This window comes from Promicromonospora sp. CA-289599 (assembly GCF_050936155.1).
Taxonomy (GTDB): Bacteria; Actinomycetota; Actinomycetes; order Actinomycetales; family Cellulomonadaceae; genus Promicromonospora.
On sequence record NZ_JBNJNI010000001.1, the window covers coordinates 5,568,569 to 5,585,408 of the forward strand.

The 16,840-nt window shown below is 70.1% G+C and carries 13 protein-coding genes and 1 tRNA gene; 12 read left to right on the forward strand and 2 right to left on the reverse strand.

Annotated features, from left to right (window positions below; translation table 11 throughout):
- The first annotated feature begins 357 nt into the window (after positions 1-357).
- Positions 358-2,187, forward strand: coding sequence for a family 43 glycosylhydrolase (locus ACQEVI_RS24725; protein ID WP_432904285.1), 1,830 nt, complete (start codon positions 358-360; stop codon positions 2,185-2,187).
- 63 nt (positions 2,188-2,250) lie between these two features.
- Here ACQEVI_RS24725 and ACQEVI_RS24730 read toward each other — a convergent pair whose 3' ends face one another.
- Positions 2,251-3,417, reverse strand: a complete 1,167-nt coding sequence (locus ACQEVI_RS24730; RefSeq protein ID WP_432904288.1) for an aminotransferase class I/II-fold pyridoxal phosphate-dependent enzyme — start codon at positions 3,415-3,417, stop codon at positions 2,251-2,253.
- Positions 3,418-3,876: 459 nt separating this feature from the next.
- On the opposite strand from ACQEVI_RS24730, the gene ACQEVI_RS24735 reads away from it, so the two are divergent.
- Entirely contained in the window at positions 3,877-5,592 is a 1,716-nt protein-coding gene (locus tag ACQEVI_RS24735) for a glycoside hydrolase family 27 protein (RefSeq protein WP_432904290.1), read from the forward strand.
- A gap of 80 nt (positions 5,593-5,672) precedes the next feature.
- On the opposite strand, the gene ACQEVI_RS24740 is transcribed toward ACQEVI_RS24735, so the two are convergent.
- A tRNA-Leu gene (locus tag ACQEVI_RS24740) sits at positions 5,673-5,757 on the reverse strand.
- A gap of 154 nt (positions 5,758-5,911) precedes the next feature.
- Here ACQEVI_RS24740 and ACQEVI_RS24745 point away from each other — a divergent pair.
- The 10 genes from ACQEVI_RS24745 to mltG all read left to right on the forward strand — a co-directional run bounded on the left by ACQEVI_RS24745 (position 5,912) and on the right by mltG (position 16,778).
- Entirely contained in the window at positions 5,912-6,463 is a 552-nt protein-coding gene (locus ACQEVI_RS24745) for a GNAT family N-acetyltransferase (RefSeq protein WP_432904292.1), read from the forward strand.
- Between the two features lie 76 nt (positions 6,464-6,539).
- A complete protein-coding gene (locus ACQEVI_RS24750; RefSeq protein ID WP_432904295.1) occupies positions 6,540-7,769 on the forward strand; it encodes an AI-2E family transporter in 1,230 nt (409 codons plus the stop codon).
- Positions 7,770-7,773: 4 nt separating this feature from the next.
- The gene (locus ACQEVI_RS24755; protein ID WP_432904298.1) at positions 7,774-8,952 is read left to right on the forward strand and encodes an AI-2E family transporter; all 1,179 of its coding nucleotides are present in this window, start codon (positions 7,774-7,776) and stop codon (positions 8,950-8,952) included.
- A gap of 61 nt (positions 8,953-9,013) precedes the next feature.
- Complete coding sequence (locus ACQEVI_RS24760) at positions 9,014-10,399, forward strand: replication-associated recombination protein A (protein ID WP_432904301.1); 1,386 nt, start codon at positions 9,014-9,016, stop codon at positions 10,397-10,399.
- Positions 10,400-10,624: 225 nt separating this feature from the next.
- A complete protein-coding gene (gene rpsD, locus ACQEVI_RS24765; protein ID WP_275004421.1) occupies positions 10,625-11,251 on the forward strand; it encodes a 30S ribosomal protein S4 in 627 nt (208 codons plus the stop codon).
- Between the two features lie 192 nt (positions 11,252-11,443).
- Complete coding sequence (locus ACQEVI_RS24770; RefSeq protein ID WP_357506046.1) at positions 11,444-11,833, forward strand: DUF948 domain-containing protein; 390 nt, start codon at positions 11,444-11,446, stop codon at positions 11,831-11,833.
- Complete coding sequence (locus ACQEVI_RS24775; protein ID WP_432904305.1) at positions 11,830-12,084, forward strand: hypothetical protein; 255 nt, start codon at positions 11,830-11,832, stop codon at positions 12,082-12,084. The genes ACQEVI_RS24770 and ACQEVI_RS24775 overlap by 4 nt, the downstream gene beginning before the upstream one ends.
- Positions 12,085-12,284: 200 nt before the next feature.
- Complete coding sequence (gene alaS / locus ACQEVI_RS24780) at positions 12,285-14,981, forward strand: alanine--tRNA ligase (RefSeq protein WP_432904308.1); 2,697 nt, start codon at positions 12,285-12,287, stop codon at positions 14,979-14,981.
- 77 nt (positions 14,982-15,058) lie between these two features.
- Positions 15,059-15,577, forward strand: a complete 519-nt coding sequence (gene ruvX, locus ACQEVI_RS24785; protein WP_432906095.1) for a Holliday junction resolvase RuvX — start codon at positions 15,059-15,061, stop codon at positions 15,575-15,577.
- Between the two features lie 64 nt (positions 15,578-15,641).
- The gene (gene mltG / locus ACQEVI_RS24790; protein WP_432904311.1) at positions 15,642-16,778 is read left to right on the forward strand and encodes an endolytic transglycosylase MltG; all 1,137 of its coding nucleotides are present in this window, start codon (positions 15,642-15,644) and stop codon (positions 16,776-16,778) included.
- The last annotated feature ends 62 nt before the right edge of the window (positions 16,779-16,840 follow it).

The window sequence follows — 16,840 nt, forward strand, 5'->3', positions numbered from 1 at the left end:
CTTGACGTGTGACGTTGTTAGCGCTCACAATTGGGTCAAGCCAGACTTACCAGGCAGAGTCGCTCTCATCAGAACGTGGATAGTTCCGCCTGCTCCGTCGAAGGATGTTAGCGCTCACTTCTTCGCGCGGGCAGGCGTCTTGGTGTGCCCTCTCGGGTGAACCGTTCGGCCTTGATCAAGGAGGATCATGTCTGCCCTTTCTCGCTCATGCCGACTTCTGGTTCTCGATCGATGACGCCGCCGTCGCGCACGTCCTGGATCGAGTTCTCCATCAGCCGCAGGCGGCTGCTCATCGGCGGAGCCGGCCACCGGTTCGCGACTGCCGCAGCAACTCCATCCGAACGAGGGGATCGAACAGTGAAACTCACACTTCAGCGGACGTCGAAACGCGTCCTCGCCGTGGCGTTGAGCCTCCTGTGCACGGCGGCTCTTGTTCCGCCCGCGGCTCAGGCGGACAACCCGATCGTGCAACACGTCTACACGGCCGACCCGTCACCGCTGGTCCACGACGGCCGGGTCTACCTGTACACCGGGCACGACGAGGACGGCTCCACGTCCTTCGTGATGAAGGACTGGCGGGTGTCGTCCTCGTCGGACATGGTGAACTGGACCGATCACGGCTCGCCGATGAGCCTGGAGACCTTCAGCTGGGCCAGCTCGGACGCCTGGGCGGGGCAAGCCGTCGAGCGCGACGGCAAGTTCTACTGGTACGTGCCGGTGCGCATGTCCAACGGATCGGGAGCCATCGGGGTCGGGGTGTCGGACAGCCCCACCGGACCGTTCCGTGACGCGATCGGTGGTCCGCTGATCCAGAACTCCGAGATCGACCCCACCGTCTTCATCGACGACGACGGCCAGGCCTACCTCTACTACGGCAACCCGAATCTCTGGTACGTGCGGCTCAACGCCGACATGATCTCGTACTCCGGCAGCCCGACGCAGATACCGCTGACCACCGCGGGGTTCGGCACCCGCACCGGCAACCCGGACCGTCCCACGCTGTACGAAGAAGGACCCTGGGTCTACAAACGGGGCGGTCTGTACTACAACGTGTATGCGGCCAACTGCTGCCAGGAGTTCATCGCATACTCCACGGCACCCAGTCCGACCGGGCCGTGGACCTACCGTGGAACGGTCATGCCCGCCCAGGGCGGCAGCTTCACCAACCACCCAGGGATCGTGGACTTCAAGGGCGGCTCGTACTTCTTCTACCACAACGGCGCTCTGCCGGGCGGTGGCGGCTTCACGCGGTCGGTCGCGGTGGAGAAGTTCAGCTACGACGCCGACGGCACCATTCCGGCCATGAACATGACGACTGAGGGGGCGCCGCAAGTCGGCACGCTCGATCCCTATGTCCGCCAGGAGGCCGAGACCATCGCGTGGGGCAGCGGCATCGAGACCGAACCCTCCAGCGAGGGTGGGATGAACGTCGGCTGGATCGAGGACGGCGACTACATCAAGGTCAAGGGCGTAGCCTTCGGTTCCGGCGCGAGCTCGTTCACCACCAGGGTGGCCTCAGATACCAGCGGCGGCCGGGTCGAGCTGCACCTGGACAGTCCTACCGGGCCGACGGTCGGGACCTGCACCGTGCCGGGCACCGGAGGCTGGCAGGCGTGGAGCACTGTCTCGTGTCCCGTCACCGGTGCTACCGGGACCCACGATCTCTACCTGCGCTTCGCCGGTGACAGCGGGTTCCTGTTCAACATGAACTGGTGGCAGTTCGCCGCCGGCCAGGCCGCCTTCTCGTCCACCGCCGTCGCCCAGCACAGCGGGCACTGCCTGGACGACCCCGACCGGAGCACCGCCGACGGCACCCAGTACCGGCAGCACACCTGCGGCGCCGGTGCGGAACAGCGGTTCGACTTCCGCCCGGTGTCAGGGGTGGCGGACGCCTACTCCCTGGTGAACCAGCACAGCGGCAAGTGCCTCGACGTCGGTGGCGCCTCCACCGCCGACGGCGCGGCGGTCCAGCAGTGGACCTGCCACGGCGGCACGAACCAGCGGTTCACGCTGCGGCAGGTCGCCGACGACGACTACCAGCTCGTCGCGGTGCACAGCGGCAAGTGCGTGGACGTCAGCGGGATCTCCACCGCCGTCGGAGCACAGGTTCACCAGTGGACCTGTGACTCCGCCAGTGCCCTGGACACCAAGAGGAACCAGGTCTGGCGCCTGGCCGGCAAGAACTGAACCAGTACAGGGTCGGGCCCGGGCCGAAGCCCGGCGCCTGATCCTGTCCGAGGCTGGGCGGCGTCAGCCGGGGCCGAGCTCGCGCAGGGCGGGCAGCGCCTTCTCGAGCATGGTTGTCGTCGCCGTCAGGCTGATCCGGAAGTAGCCCGGGCTGTTGAACACGGTGCCCGGCAGCACGAACACACCGCGTTCGGCGAGTGCGGCGACGAAGGCGGTCGCGTCGCCGCCCGGCGCCGCGCCCCACAGGTAGAACGCGCCCTCAGGGACGGTGAGTGCGTACCCGGCAGCGCCGAGCGCACGCACCATGAGGTCGCGGCGCCGTTCGAGCTCCGCCACGTCGATCGAGACGGTCTCCAGGGCGGGCGCCGCGTACTGCATGACGGCGTCCGGGAAGCCCCAGCCCATCCCCATCTGGAGCGGCAGCATCGCGGCGCGCAGCTCGGCGCGCTCCGCACGGGGTATCAGGGGTGAGAGCGCGAGGTAGCCCAGGCGCTGGCCGGGAGCGAGCAGCACCTTGCCGTAGCTGTAGTCGATCAGGGTCCACGGGTAGCAGGCGGCGGGGCTCGTGAAGTTGATGCCGTCGAAGCGGAGCCGCCGGTACGGCTCGTCGGAGAGCAGCCAGATCCGCCGGCCGCCTCGTACCGACGCCGACTCGAGCGCCTCCGCGAGCTCGGCCAGCCGGTCTCTGGTGTAGATGCGGCCGGTGGGGTTCGCCGGCGAGTTGACGACGACGATGCGCGTGCGGGGTGTGATCGCCCGGGCGACGGCGTCGACGTCCAGGTCGAAGGTGTCCGGGTCGAGCGGCGCCTTGACGGCGACCAGGTCCGCGGCGCCGAGCATCGGGGCGTAGAACCAGCCCGGCTGCGGGACCACCACCTCGTCGCCCACGTCGGCGACGAGCCGGAACGCGACCGATATGGCACCGAAGGCGCCCTGGGTCAGGGCGATGTCGTCCGGCTCGAAGGGCAGCCCGAGCTCGTCCCGCAGACCGGCGGCGACCGCCTCCTGTGCCGGCGCCTGGCTGCTCTTGTAGGCGAACCAGTCCTCGGCGCGCGGCTCGAGGTTCGCCCGCAGCGCGTCGACGAACGCGGGCAGCGGCATCTCGTGCGGGTCGCCGAACGTCAGGTCCACGACCCCGGGCCGGCCGTCCACGGCACGCAGCGAGAGGAAGAACGACGTGACGGGTTCGATCGCGTCGCGTGCCGCGAGGGCTCGCTTCGACAGCTCCATGCCGCAGTTCCTCTCGCGAGATACCGGCCGCCCCCGACGCTCCTCATGATGCCCCCGAACCGGTGGGTGCCGCTAGGAGCAGGTGCCTGGTGCGGGGCCTCGCGGAGGATGGCGTCGACCTGTCAGAGAAGTAGAAGAATCGTTTAACTCTCTGTCTGGCCATTGCACTCAGGGTGAGTGCCTGCCAGTATCGCCCTGATGTTAGCGCTCACAAGGTCTCCCGAATCGAAGCTGATGCGGCCTCGCGCCCGGCACTGACTCCTCGGATCCGTGTCCAGCGCTCCTGCGCAAGTGCTCGTCCATCGATGAGAGGAAGTCAATGATGCCTTCCCCACCGCTTCGGGATCCTCAACTACGCCACCACCTCCCTCGGCGGCGAGGTCACCGTGCGGCGGTCCGACCTGACCGCCCCGTAGAGCACCACTCACCGCCCACCTCACCCCGCACGAAGGAGTGCTCGTGAAGAACCTGTCTCGTCGCCGCCGGCTCTCGTTGCTCGCCGCGACCGCACTGACCACGTCCATGCTCGCCGTCGTACCGGTGGCTGGTGCCGCTGCTCCGTCCACGACCGCTGCCACCACCACCGCCACCACCACCACCACCACCGCGGCCGCTGCTGCGCCCGACCCGACCGTCGAGGAGCCGGCGCCGCTGCCTCCGCTGGGCTGGAACAGCTGGAACACCTTCTACTGCAACATCAACGAGCAGATGGTGCGTGAGACGGCGGACGCCATGGTGAGCTCGGGCATGGCCGCTGCCGGGTACCAGTACGTCGTCGTCGACGACTGCTGGATGCAGGACACCCGGGACGGGGCAGGCAACCTGCGCGCCCGGACGGACCGCTTCCCGTCGGGGATGAAGGCGCTGGGTGACTACATCCACGCCCGTGGGCTGAAGTTCGGGATCTACCACGCGCCGCGGGAGAAGACCTGCAACCAGTACTTCGCGAACCTCCCGGGGACGTCGTCGAACGGGTTCGAGACCCAGGACGCGAACCTGTTCGCCTCGTGGGGCGTCGACTACGTCAAGCACGACTGGTGCGACCCGCGCGGCACCGTGACGGAGCAGGCCGCGCTGTTCAAGAAGTTCGGTGACGCGCTGAAGGCCACCGGCCGCCCCATCGTCTACTCGATCAACCCGAACAGCGCCCACTCGAACACCGCCCCGACCTACCCCGGCTGGGGCGAGTTCTCGGACATGTGGCGCACCTCCGAGGACCTGGACGACGCCTGGTCGACGGGCTGCTCGCCGTCGGCCGACTGCTTCGTCGGGATCACGGAAGCCCTCGACATCATCGAGCCGATGCGCGAGTGGACCCGGCCCGGACGGTACAACGACCCCGACATGCTCATGGTCGGCGTGCGGAACACGCTGACGCCCACGGAGAACCGCGCGCACCAGAGCATGTGGGCGATGCTCAGCGCCCCGCTGATCGCCGGCAACGACCTGAGGAACATGAGCGCCGACGTGCGTGCGGTCCTCACCAACCGCGACGTCCTCGCGATCGACCAGGACCCGCTGGTGCGACAGGCGGACCGGGTGCGGGACGACGGTGACGCCGAGGTCTGGGCCAAGCCGCTCGCCGACGGCTCCGTGGCGGTCGCTCTGCTCAACCGCGGCTCCGGCAGCCGGCAGATCTCGACCACGCTCGGCCAGGTCGGGCTCGGCTCCGGCACGCACTCGCACCGCGAGCTGTGGACCGGCGCCACGGGCGCGACCACCGGACAGCTCACCGCACAGGTCGCCGCGCACGGCGTCGCGCTGTTCAAGGTAAACCCTGGCGGCACGTCCGAGCCGCCGACCGGCACGCTGGTCAGCTCCGCATCGGGCCGCTGCCTCGACGTTCCGGGCAGCGCCACGGCCAACGGCACCGGCCTGGCGATCTGGGACTGCCACTCAGGAGCGAACCAGACGTGGACGGCGACGGACGGCACGCTGCGGTCGCTGGGCAAGTGCCTCGACGCCCCGCTCGACGCCACGGCGGGCACCCGGGTGCAGCTCTGGGACTGCAACGGCGGCAACAACCAGCAGTGGACGTTCCAGGCCGACGGCACGATCCGCAGTGTGCGGTCCGGCCTGTGCCTGGACGTCGACCGCAACCTCACCGCCAACAGCACCGCGGTGCTGCTCTGGACGTGCACGGGCGCGGCGAACCAGCTCTGGACGCGCCGGTAGCCCGGTAGCACTTCCGCCGGACAACACAGAAGGCCCCCGACGTGGAGGTCGGGGGCCTTCTGAGTCGCTGTCTCAACGAGTGTCCGGAGGGGGACTTGAACCCCCACGCCCGATAAAGGGCACTAGCACCTCAAGCTAGCGCGTCTGCCATTCCGCCACCCGGACAGGTGGACCGTTCCCGGCGTTTCCGCCTTCTCGGTGCGTGGAAAAACATAGCACGCAGGTCGGGTCGGTTCCGAATCGAAAAGCGTGTGACCTGGGTCGCGTGCGATCCACCGTACGTGCGAGCACCCACGACCGGCTGGCACACTCGCAAGACGTGACTACCCCGCACTGGCCCCTGACCACCGAACGGCTCGAGCTGCGTCCGGTCACCCCCGCGGACGCCGACGCGTTCTACGCGTGGCGCTCGCTGCCGGAGGTGGCGCGCTACATGTTCCAGCCCCCGTGGACGCCCGAGCTCGCCGCGCGCAAGCTCGTCGACTGGTCGGGCGCCCCGTTCACCATGCCGGGTGACGTGCTGGTGATGGCGGTGACCCACCGCGCGAGCAGGGACGTCATCGGCGAGGTGCTCCTGAAGTGGGCACCCGGTACCGGGCAGGTGGAGGTGGGCTACGGGTTCCGCCCGGACGTGGCGGGACACGGTTATGCCACCGAGTCCGTCCGCGCGGCGCTCGGCCTCGCGTTCGAGGACTACGGGTTCCACCGGGTCTTCGCGCGCATCGACGAGGAGAACACGCCGTCGACAAGGGTGTGCGAGCGCCTCGGCATGCGGCTGGAGGCCCGCCTGGTGGAGAGCGACATCCGGCCCGACGACGGCGTGTGGGCCACCGAGCTGAACTACGCGATGCTCGCGCACGAGCACCCGTAGCCGTGCCAGTTGTCGGGAGCTGCGACCTGCCGCTAACGTCCGCCTGGACAATTCGCCCAAAAACAATAGTGGGAGCATGGCGATGACGGTTGACGCGCCGACGGTAGCGCCGACGACAGCGGCGGAGTCGCCGACCACCCCCCAGTCTCTGCCAGGACAGTCTCTGCCAGGGCAGCCTCTGGCCGGGCGCTCTCCGGCGGGGGCAGGGTTCGGGGCACCCTGGATCCGCTCCACCGGCGACCTGGCGTGGAAGCTGATCGGCATCGGGCTCGCGGTGGCCCTGATCTTCTACGTGGTGAGCCTGGTCCAGCTCGTGTTCGTCGCGCTGTTCCTCGCCCTGGTCTTCACCTCGGTGCTGCTCCCGCTCGGGGACCTGTACGACCGCGTGATGCCCCGCGGGCTGGCGATGGCCGCGTCCCTGCTGACCGCGGTGCTCGCCGTCGGCGGGCTCGTGACCTACGTGGTGTCCTCCGTGGTGAGCCGGTGGGAGGAGCTGGCCGCGGAGTTCGGCACAGGCCTCACGGACCTCGCGGTGCTGGTCACCGACATCCCGCTCGTCGCGAGCCTCGGTACACCCACCGACTGGCTGAAGGACGGCGGCGCCTGGCTCCAGGAGAACGCCGGCTCGTACGCGGGCACCGCCGCCGAGAGCGCCGGGATCATCGGCGAGGGTGCGACCGCCGTCGTGCTCGCCATCTTCTGCACGGTGTTCTTCCTGACCCAGGGCAGCCGCATGTGGCGCTGGGTGCTGTCCCTGGTCCCCGCCGACCGGCACGACCGCTGGGAGAGCGCCGCGGTCGCGGGCTGGACCTCGTTCTCCGGGTTCACGCGCGGCATGTTCTTCGTCGCCCTGGCCGACGGCGCGCTCGCCGGCGTCTTCCTGACAGTCGTGGGCGTGCCGCTCGCGCTCCCGCTGTCCGTGGTGGTGTTCCTCGGGGCGTTCGTGCCCATGATCGGCCCGGTCGCCGCCATCGTCGTCGCCGCGCTCGTCGCCCTGGCCGCCAAGGGCCCCGTGCTGGCGCTCGTGGTGCTCATCGGCATGGTGGTCGTGGCACAGATCGACGCCAACGTCCTTCAGCCGCTGATCACCGGCAAGCAGGTCTCGCTGCACCCCGTGGTGATGGCGCTCGTGGTCGCCGGGGGCTCGGTGCTCGGCGGCCTGCTCGGCGCCGTCGTCGCGGTGCCGCTCACCGCGGTGACCTGGGCAGTGATCAGCACGCTGCGCAAGACTCCGGTACTGGTCGCAGGGTCGGGCACAGAGTCGGGCGCGGCGTCAGGCACCGCGTCCCACCATGAGGCAGACTGAATCGGTGCCTGACCCTGCACCACCCCCGAAGACCGTGCCGCACGACCCGGCGCCGGCCGAGGGCGCACCACCACCCTGGTTGCGCACCTCCGCCGGCTGGTCGTGGCGCCTCATCCTGCTCGTCGCCGCCATCGCCCTTGTCTTCTGGGCTGTCACGCAGGTCCTGATCGTCTTCGTCGCCGTGTTCCTGGCACTCGTCATCACCGCGGTGCTCAACCCGCTGACCGACCTCTACGACCGGGTGATGCCCCGCCCCCTGGCCACGGCCGCCGCCATCCTCTCCGGCGTGCTGGTCATCGGCGGCCTCCTCACCTACGTCATCGTGTCCGTCGCCGGCCAGTGGGAACGACTCGCAGGCGAGTTCAACACCGGCATCGACCAGATAGTCGACCTGATCGAGAACAACTCGTTCCCGGTCGAGGTCCAGGTCGACACGCGCGACCAGTGGATCGACGACGCCGCCAACTGGATCCAGGAGAACGCCCAGACCCTCGTGGGCACGGCCGCCGAGAGCGCCGGCTCTATCGTCGAGGGCGTCGCCGTCCTCGTGCTGGCGATCTTCTGCACCGTCTTCTTCCTCGCGTCCGGCGCCACGATGTGGCGCTGGTTCATGACCCAGGTGCCCGCCCGCACCCGGAGCAGATGGCACGCCGTCGCAGGCGCCGGCTGGTACACGTTCTCCGGCTACACCCGCGGCATCGTGCTCGTCGCGATCACCAACGGCATCCTGGCCGGCATCTTCCTGTCCGTCCTCGGCGTGCCGCTGGCCGCACCCCTGGCCGTCCTGGTGTTCATCGGTACCTTCATCCCGCTCATCGGCGCGCCGCTGGCCATGATCATCGCGGCGGTCGTGGCGCTCGCGGCCGACGGCCTCCTGATCGCCCTCATCGTCACGCTCGGCATCGCGGGCATCGGCCAGCTCGAGGGGCACGTGCTGCAGCCGCTCATCATGGGCAAGCAGGTCTCGCTGCACCCGGTGGTCGTCGCGCTGGGCGTGACCTGCGGGACGGTGGTGGGTGGCATCCTCGGCGCGATCATCGCCGTCCCGCTCATCGCCGTCGCCTGGTCCGTGTACAGCACGCTCCGCAAGGATCCCGACGACGGCGCGCCTGACGAGCGGGCCGACGACGAGGCCGGCCCGCCCGGCGACGTCGACCCGCCCCACGAGTCGCCGGCGACGTAGACCCGCACCGGCTGTGCCGGGCATGGCCGGGCATGTCGGTGAGCGTCCGTAGGCTGGGGGCATGGTCGATCTCTTCGATGCCGCGACTACCGACACGGCCGGCACCCCGGCTGCTCGGTCGTCGTCACCCCTCGCCGTGCGCATGCGCCCGGCCACCGTCGACGAGATCGCCGGGCAGCAGCACCTGCTCGAGCCCGGGTCCCCGCTGCGCCGGCTGATCGAACCCGGGGCGGGCGGCCGTGCGGCGCCGTCGTCGGTGATCCTGTGGGGCCCGCCCGGAACCGGCAAGACCACGCTCGCCTACCTCGTCGCCACCGTGTCCGGGCGCCGCTTCGTCGAGCTGAGCGCCGTCACCGCAGGCGTCAAGGACGTGCGCCAGGTGGTGGAGGACGCCCGTCGCCGCCTCGCCACGGGCGGCGACGAGACCGTGCTCTTCGTCGACGAGGTGCACCGCTTCTCCAAGTCCCAGCAGGACGCCCTGCTGCCCAGCGTCGAGAACCGGTGGGTCACGCTCGTCGCCGCGACCACCGAGAACCCCAGCTTCTCCGTGAACTCGCCCCTGCTGTCCCGCTCGCTGCTGCTCACGCTCCGTCCCCTGGAGACCGAGCACATCCGCGAGCTGATCCTGCGCGCGGTCACCGACGAACGCGGCCTCGGCGGGGCGGTGGAGCTCGACGACGAGGCGACCGAGCACCTCCTACGGCTCTCCGGCGGCGACGCCCGCAAGGCGCTCACCATCCTGGAGGCCGCGGCGGGAGCCGTGCTGTCGGACGACGTCTCGACGGGCGGCGACGAGGATGCCGTGCCCCGCATCGGCCTGCCCGACGTCGAGCGCGCCGTCGACGTCGCCGCCGTCCGCTACGACCGCGACGGCGACCAGCACTACGACGTCATCTCCGCCTTCATCAAGTCCATCCGCGGGTCCGACGTCGACGCCGCCCTGCACTACCTCGCCCGCATGGTCGCCGCAGGGGAGGACCCCCGCTTCATCGCCCGGCGCCTGGTCATCTCCGCGGCCGAGGACGTCGGCATGGCCGACCCCTCCGCCCTGCAGACCGCCGTCGCCGCCGCACAGGCGGTCCAGCTCATCGGGATGCCCGAGGGGCAGCTCGTGCTGGCCGAGGCCGTCGTGCACCTGGCCACCGCACCGAAGTCGAACGCCGCCTACGTGGGCATCAACGCGGCGCTCGCGGACGTACGTGCCGGGCGGATCGGCACCGTACCGCCGCACCTGCGCGACGCGCACTACTCGGGCGCGAAGCAGATGGGGCACGGCGACGGCTACCGCTACGCGCACGACTGGCCGCACGGCGTCGCGCCGCAGCAGTACCTGCCCGACGTCCTGGCCGGCTCGCGCTACTACGACCCGAGCGACCGCGGTTACGAGCGGCAGGTCTCGGAGCGGCTGGAGCGCATCAGGGGGATCCTGGGCAGCGAGGGGAAGTGACGGGCACGAGTGACCCGCCCCACGGCAGGCCGATCGCCTGACGTGCGCTAAGATGTTCAGGTTGCCCATGGCGACCCCCTGGGACCTCGGCCCCGCGAACGGGATGGTCGGATCACTGATCCACCCACCCGTTCCATCGGCTGGTCCCGCACCCGGTGTGGTTCCCCCTCGCGGGAGAGCTGTGCGCGGGTGTGACCTTCATTCACTACAGGACAGGAATTCACAGTGACTTCTGTGACCCGTGCGCGCCGTCAGGTGCGCCTGAGCCGCAAGCTGGGCCTCGCGCTCACGCCCAAGGCCGTCAAGCACTTCGAGAAGCGTCCCTACCCGCCTGGTGAGCACGGCCGTGCCCGTCGCCGCACCGAGTCGGACTACGCGGTGCGTCTCCGCGAGAAGCAGCGTCTGCGTGCGCAGTACATGCTCCGCGAGAAGCAGCTGCTCAAGGTGTACGAGAACGCCCGCAAGCAGGCCGGCCTGACCGGTGAGGTCATGGTCGAGGACCTCGAGACCCGCCTCGACGCCGTCGTGCTGCGTGCCGGCTTCGGCCGCACGATCCTGCAGGCGCGTCAGCACGTGACGCACCGCCACATCCTCGTGGACGGCAAGATCGTGGACCGCCCCTCGTTCCGCGTGAAGCCGGGCCAGACCATCCAGGTCAAGCCGAAGAGCCAGGCCACCGTGCCGTTCCAGGTCGCCGCCGCCGGTGCGCACCGCGACGTGCTGCCGGCCCTGCCGGGCTACCTGGACGTGCAGCTCGAGAAGCTGTCGGCCACGATGACCCGCAAGCCGAAGCGTGCCGAGGTCCCCGTGACCTGCGACGTGCAGATGGTCGTCGAGTTCTACGCTCGCTGACCCGGCCTGCTCGGTAGTACAGGACGCCCCGTCCGCGCCTCGGCGCAGGCGGGGCGTCCTGCTGTCGTTTGGCGGGGCGCGGGCGGCGGCGTCCGGGATAGGGTGACAAACGGTTCCGGCCGACAGCTCTGACAGAGCTTCAGGGCCGGGCACCAGCTGACCACCAGCGGACCTTCAGGTAGGAGTTTGCGCATGACCTTCGGCGACCTCGGAGACGTGGCGGGACTGATCGCGGCCATCGCGTTCGTGCTCCTCGTGGGCTTTCTCGCCGTTCCCCTGTGGAAGCTGGGCAAGCTCCTCGACGAGGCGCGCTCCAGCGTCCGTGACGTCACCGAGCACTCGGTGCCGATCCTCGACGAGGCAGCGGCCACCGTCGCGTCCGCGAACACCCAGCTCGTCAAGGTCGACACGATCACCACGTCGGCGGCGTCGGTCAGCGAGAACGTTTCGGCGCTGACCGGGCTGTACGCGGCGACGCTCGGCAAGCCGCTCGTCAAGGTCGCCGCGTTCTCCTACGGCGTGCGCCAGGCCTTCGGCCAGGCCAAGGGCCGGTCCGGCAAGCACACCGAGGCCGGAGCATGATCCGCCGCCTGTTCTGGGTGGGCGTCGGGGTGGCCGTCACGGTCGTCGTCATCCGCAAGGGCCGCCAGGTCGTCGCGCGCTACACGCCCGAAGCGGTGAGCGAGCGCGCCGCGGCCGCCGTGGACGAGGCGGGCGTCCGGCTGAACCGGATGGCGCACACCTTCCGGTCGGACTTCGCCACGGCGCGCGCCGAGCGCGAGGCCGAGCTCATGGCTTCCCTCCGGGGCGAGCTGCCGGGCCACCAGCGCTAGCCCGCTCCCAGCCGTACAGCGTTGCCAGTCGTACAGCGTCGTCAGCCGTACGCCATCATTCAGTTTCCGTCCGTGGCACTACCAGCGGCAGAATAGAGTCGCGTCCGGATCCGGACGCGACTCGCGCGTCCCACCCGCGATTCACCGCACTTCCGCACGACCACATCTCCGCACGACCGAGAAGAAGGATCACTGACCTCATGCGCACCGCCGAGATCCGCAAGCGTTGGCTCGACTACTTCGAAGCTCAGGGTCACGCGGTGGTGCCGTCTGCGTCGTTGATCTCGCCGGACCCGTCGACGCTGTTCACGATCGCGGGCATGGTGCCGTTCATCCCGTACATGACGGCGCAGCAGACGCCGCCGTGGAAGCGCGCCACGAGCGTGCAGAAGTGCGTGCGCACCCTTGACATCGAGGACGTCGGCAAGACGACGCGCCACGGCACGTTCTTCCAGATGAACGGCAACTTCTCGTTCGGCGACTACTTCAAGGCCGACGCCATCCGCATGGCCTGGGACTTCCTGACCGGCTCGCTGGACGACGGCAAGCTGGGCATCGACCCCGACAAGCTGTGGGTCACCGTCTACTACGAGGACGACGAGGCCCGCCAGCTCTGGAAGGACATCGTCGGCCTGCCCGACGAGCGCATCCAGGGGCTCGGCAAGAAGGACAACTACTGGTCCACCGGCCAGCCCGGCCCGGCCGGCCCGTGCTCGGAGATCTTCTACGACCGCGGCGCCGCCTACGGCCCCGACGGCGGCCCGCTGATCGACGAGGGCGGTGACCGCTTCGTCGAGATCTGGAACCTCGTGTTCATGCAGTACGAGATCGACGAGGTGCGGTCCAAGGAGGAGTTCCGCATCCTCGGGGAGCTCGCCAACAAGAACATCGACACCGGCATGGGTCTCGAGCGTGTTGCCTTCCTGCTGCAGGGCAAGGACAACATGTACGAGATCGACGAGGTGTTCCCCGTCATCGAGGCAGCCGAGAAGCTCAGCGGCAAGGTCTACGGCGAGAACCGGGACGACGACGTGCGCATGCGCGTCGTGGCCGACCACGTCCGCTCGGCCCTGATGATCATCGGCGACGGCGTGCGCCCCTCCAACGAGGGCCGCGGCTACGTGCTGCGCCGTCTGCTGCGCCGCTCCGTGCGCGCCATGCGCCTGCTCGGCGTCGACGGCCTCGCGCTGCCGTCGCTGCTGCCCGTCTCCAAGGACGCGATGGCCGCGTCCTACCCGGAGCTCGCAGAGAACTTCGACCAGATCTCCGCCGTGGCCTACGCCGAGGAGGAGGCCTTCCGGCGCACGCTGGCCTCGGGCACCACGATCCTGGACACGGCCGTCGCGAACCTGAAGAAGAGCTCGGGCGGCGAGGGCGGCGTGCTGCCGGGCGAGGCCGCCTTCCAGCTGCACGACACCTACGGCTTCCCGATCGACCTCACGCTCGAGATGGCCGCAGAGCAGGGCGTCCAGGTCGACGAGCAGGCCTTCCGCTCCCTCATGCAGGAGCAGCGCACCCGCGCCCGTGCCGACGCGCTGGCCAAGCGCACGGGCGGGGCCGACGTCGCCGCGTACGAGGCCCTGGAGAAGGAGCTGTCGGCTCCCGTCGAGTTCCTCGGCTACACGCAGACGGACGCCTCCGTACGCGTGACGGGCCTGCTGTCCGGCGGTGTGCCCGCCCCGGCCGTCACCGCGCCGGCCGAGGTCGAGGTCATCCTGGACCGCACCCCGTTCTACGCCGAGGCCGGTGGCCAGCTCGCCGACCACGGCACCATCGTGCTCGACGCCGGTGCCACCATCGAGGTCGACGACGTGCAGCGCCCCATCAAGGGCCTGAGCGTGCACCGCGGCCGCCTCGTCGAGGGCACCGTGGCGCTGGGCGACCCCGGCACCGCCCAGATCGACACGGAGCGCCGCAAGGCCATCAGCCGTGCCCACTCGGCCACGCACATGATCCACAAGGCGCTGCACGAGCTCGTCGGCCAGGACCGCACGCAGGCCGGGTCGGAGAACGCCCCGAGCCGCATCCGGTTCGACTTCCGCTCGCCGTCGGCCGTGCCGGCCTCGGCGCTGTCGGAGATCGAGGAGCGCGTCAACGTGCGGCTCGCCGACAACCTCGAGGTGACCGACCAGCTCATGCCGATCGCCCAGGCCCGCGAGGCCGGCGCCATGGCGCTGTTCGGCGAGAAGTACGGCGACGTCGTACGCGTGGTCTCCATCGGTGACGACTGGTCGCGCGAGCTGTGCGCCGGTACGCACGTCAAGCAGACGGGCCAGCTGGGCCGCGTGACGCTGCTGGGCGAGTCGTCCATCGGCTCGGGCGTACGCCGCGTCGACGCCCTCGTGGGCGACGGCGCGTACGGGTTCCAGGCCAAGGAGCACGCCCTGGTGGGCCAGCTCACCGGGCTGCTCAACACGCGCGCCGAGGAGCTTCCCGACCGAGTGAGCTCGCTCGTGTCCCGCCTCAAGGAGGCCGAGAAGGAGCTCGCCGGGCTGCGGCAGGGCCAGCTCCTGGCCACGGCCGGCAAGCTCGCCGCCGAGGCGCCTCGCGTCGGCGAGGTCCGCGTCATCGCGCACGACGCCGGCGAGGCCCAGGCCGACGACCTCCGCGCCCTCGTGCTCGACGTGCGTGGACGCCTCGGCGAGGCCGAGCCCGTCGTGGCCGCCGCCGGCGGCGTCTCGGGCGGCCGGCCGGTCGTGGTGGTCGTGACCAACGCCGCCGCCCGCGCGGCCGGCTACAAGGCCGGCGACCTGGTCCGCACCGCGGCCCAGACGCTCGGCGGCGGTGGCGGCGGCAAGCCGGACATGGCCCAGGGCGGCGGCACCGACCCGGCCAAGCTGGGCGAGGCGCTGGCGGGTATCGCCGAGAGCGTCCGCCTGGCCGCCGTCGGCGCCTGACGCCTGTGCCTGTCGAGCCTGTCGAGACCTCCGAGCCCGGCCTCCCTCGGGGGGCCCGGCTCGGGGTCGACGTCGGTATGGCGCGGATCGGGCTCGCCGCGAGCGACCCCGACGGCCTCGTCGCCACCCCGGTGGAGACGGTGCCGCGGGTGCTGACGCCCGGGGGCAAGGGCGGCAGCGGCGGCAAGGGCGGTGGCGGCAAGAGTGCCCGTGGCACCACCGCCGACGTCGCCCGGATCGTCGCCGAGGCGGAGGAACGTTTCGCCGCCGTCGTCTACGTGGGGCTGCCCAGGCACCTGTCCGGCAAGGAGGGCGCCGCGACGGCCGACGCGCGGGCCTTCGCGGCCCGCCTGGTCGTCGCGCTCGCCGCTGCCGGTCAGGCCGCGGAGGTCCGTCTCGTGGACGAGCGGATGACCACTGTGTCGGCGCACCAGGCCCTGACCGCGGCGGGTCGAAAAACCAAACGGCACAGGTCTGTGATCGATCAGGCCGCTGCCGTTATCATTCTGCAATCTGCACTCGACGCGGAGCGGGCGAAGGGGGAGCGCGCCGGCGAGCTCGTCGAGGCGCGGACCATGTCAGACACGCATGAATGACCACGCACGAATGACCACGCACATATGACCTAGTCGCCCCCCAACGAAGGACAGTGAGTCTCCGGTGACGGATCTCTTCACGGCGCCCCCGCGTAACCAGGAAGACCCCGCGTTCCCTGAACCCAGATCGAGCAGAAGGGCACAGCGCCGCCGACGGCGGAACCGGCACGGCCGTTCCCTCGTCGTGCTCCTGGTCGCCCTCGTCCTGGTCGGCGGGGCCGGCTACGCCGTCTGGTCGAACCTCGAGTCCCTGACCGGCCTGTCGAACCCGCTCGCGTCCAAGGACTTCCCCGGACCCGGCGGCGACCAGATCGACGTCGAGATCCCCGAGGGCGCCACCGGCACCGCCATGGGCGAGGCGCTCTACGACGCCGGTGTCGTGGCGAGCGTCGCCGCGTTCACCGCCGCGTTCGAGGCGAACCCGGACTCCGTGATGATCCGCCCGGGCACCCACACCATGCTCGAGGAGATGCCCGCTAGCGACGCGGTGGCGCTGCTCGTCAAGAACGACACGGTCGACCTGCAGCTCACGATCCCGGAGGGCTACACGGCCGACCAGATCGTCGAGCGCGCCGTGCAGGTCAGCGGCCTGCCCGCCGAGGACTTCCGGGCAGCGCTGGAGGACCCGGCGGAGATCGGGCTGCCCGACCAGGCCGACGGCAAGGTCGAGGGCTGGCTGTACCCGGACACCTACACGCTGGATCCGGACGAGACGGCCGCGGGGCTGCTCACGCAGATGGTCGAGCGCACCAAGGGGCTGCTGGAGGAGAAGGGCGTCTCCTCCAAGCAGTGGCAGGTGGTGCTGACCAAGGCGTCCCTCGTCGAGCGCGAGGGTCTGCACAGCGACGACAAGCCGAAGATCGCGCGCGCCATCGAGAACCGGCTGGACGACGACATGCGGCTCGAGATCGACGCAGCGCTCGCGTACGGTGCGAAGAAGCCGGGCACCGAGCTGACGAAGGCCGACCGCGACAACACGGAGAACCCGTACAACACCTATCGGCACTCGGGCCTGCCGCCCGGTCCGATCGCCAGCCCTGGCGAGGTGTCCGTCGACGCTGTCCTGAACCCGACGCCCGGGGACTGGAAGTTCTGGGTGACGGTCAACCTCGACACCGGCGAGACGAAGTTCGCCGATGACTTCGAGGAGCACCAGCGGTACGTGCAGGAGCTGCGTGAGTGGCAGGCCGCGAACGGGTGAATTCCCAGGTCGCTGCGGTTCCTGACGGTTCGGCGCGGTGACTTCGGGAGTTGGCCGCGAAC